We start from the raw sequence: 2,099 nt of genomic DNA, 5'->3' as shown, positions 1-2,099 counted from the left end.
GTCAGCATTGCGGCGGGTCGACAAGGTGATCGAGCTGCCCGAGGCGAAGCTGAGTTTGCCGGCGTCGATCAGGTCGAAGGTGGAATCCTGGAGTACTTCGGAGTACATGGTCAGGTCTTCGAACGGCGAGTCGATCAGGCCGCACATCACCGCGTTGGCGATGCTGCCGATACCGGCCTGCAGCGGGCCGAGCTTGTTGGTCATGCGGCCAGCGTCGACTTCCTTCTTGAGGAAGTTGATCAGGTGGTCGGCGATGCCCTGGGTTTCGCCATCCGGCGGCAGCACGGTGGACGGTGAGTCCGGCTGGTTGCTGATGACGATGCCGACGATCTTGGCCGGGTCGATCGGGATTGCGCTGCTGCCGATGCGATCATCGACCTTGACCAGCGGGATTGGCGTGCGGGTCGGCCGGTAGGTCGGGATATAGATGTCGTGCAGGCCTTCGAGGTTGGTGTTGTGCGAGAGGTTGATCTCGACAATCACCTGCTTGGCGAAGATCGCAAAGCTGGCCGAGTTGCCCACCGAGGTGGTCGGCACGATGTGCCCTTGCTCGGTAATGGCCACGGCTTCGATCACGGCGATGTCCGGCAGCTTGAGCTGCTGGTTGCGCAGTTGTTCGACGGTTTCAGACAGGTGCTGGTCGATGAACATCACCTTGCCATCGTTGATGGCCTTGCGCAGGGTGCTGTCGACCTGGAACGGCATGCGGCGAGCCAGCACGCCGGCCTCGGTCAGTTGCTTGTCCAGGTCGTTGCCGAGGCTGGCGCCGGTCATCAGGCTGATTTTCAGTGGCGACTGCTTGGCACGTTCGGCCAGGGCATGCGGTACGGCCTTGGCTTCGCCGGCGCGGGTGAAACCGCTCATGCCGACGGTCATGCCGTCCTCGATCAGACCAGCGGCATCAGCCGCACTCATTACCTTGCTGTGCAGGGAGGACAAGCGGATACGATCACGGTACATGGATTGTTATCTCGGGCTACTGAAACTACTGCAGCGCAGTCTAGAGACTTCGCCCATTGCCGTCCCACGACCATGGTCGTATGAGAGGCACTGGAGTAGAGCCGTTGATCCGGATCAACAAAAGAAAAGCCCCGGTACATGCTGACCGGGGCTTCCTTTATATCAACTGGTTTGCAGCGGGCGTCATTCCACCGCCTTGACCATGTCTTCGATGACCTTCTTGGCGTCGCCGAACACCATCATGGTCTTGTCCAGATAGAACAGCTCGTTGTCCAGGCCGGCATAGCCGCTGGCCATGGAGCGCTTGTTGACGATGATGGTCTTGGCCTTGAACGCTTCGAGGATAGGCATGCCGGCAATCGGCGACTTGGGGTCGTTCTTCGCCGCCGGGTTGACCACGTCGTTGGCACCGAGCACCAGAACCACGTCGGCCTGGCCGAATTCGGCGTTGATGTCTTCCATCTCGAACACCTGGTCGTAAGGCACCTCGGCTTCGGCGAGCAGCACGTTCATGTGCCCGGGCATCCGCCCCGCCACGGGGTGGATCGCGTATTTCACGGTCACACCGTTGTGGGTCAGCTTCTCGGTCAATTCCTTCAGCGCGTGCTGGGCACGGGCAACCGCCAGGCCGTAGCCAGGGACAATGATCACGCTGTCGGCGTTGCTCAGCAGGAAGGTGGCATCGTCGGCCGAGCCGGACTTCACCGGGCGCTGCTCTTTCGAACCTTGCGCCGCGCCGGCATCGGTATCACCGCCGAAACCGCCGAGGATGACGTTGAAGAACGAACGGTTCATCGCCTTGCACATGATGTACGAAAGGATCGCACCGGACGAGCCGACCAGCGAGCCGGCAATGATCAGCATCGAGTTGTTAAGCGAGAAGCCGATACCTGCTGCTGCCCAGCCCGAATAGCTGTTGAGCATCGACACCACTACCGGCATGTCTGCACCGCCAATAGGGATGATGATCAGCACGCCCATGATGAAGGCCAGGACCAGCATCAGGGTGAAGGCGCTGTAATGGCCGGTGAAGGTGAACAGCAGCCCCAGCGCAATGGTGGTCAGGCCGAGGATCAGGTTCAGCTTGTGCTGGCCGGCGAACTGTACCGGTGCGCCCTGGAACAGGCGGAACTTGTACT

Annotated in this window: 1 protein-coding gene and 1 pseudogene; both read right to left on the bottom strand. The window is 60.8% G+C overall.

All coding sequences use genetic code 11. The features are described 5' to 3' along the window. A pseudogene (locus HP547_RS28495) lies at window positions 1–960 on the bottom strand (propionyl-CoA--succinate CoA transferase); the annotation flags it as partial. A gap of 183 nt (window positions 961–1,143) precedes the next feature. Further along, on the bottom strand, window positions 1,144–2,099 hold a 956-nt coding region (locus HP547_RS28490), incomplete at its 5' end, for an NAD(P)(+) transhydrogenase (Re/Si-specific) subunit beta (RefSeq protein ID WP_172288837.1).

The organism is Pseudomonas sp. CM27 (assembly GCF_013179515.1).
GTDB lineage: Bacteria > Pseudomonadota > Gammaproteobacteria > Pseudomonadales > Pseudomonadaceae > Aquipseudomonas.
The sequence above is the reverse complement of the archived record's forward strand: the minus strand, read 5'-3'. Positions and strand labels throughout refer to the sequence as shown.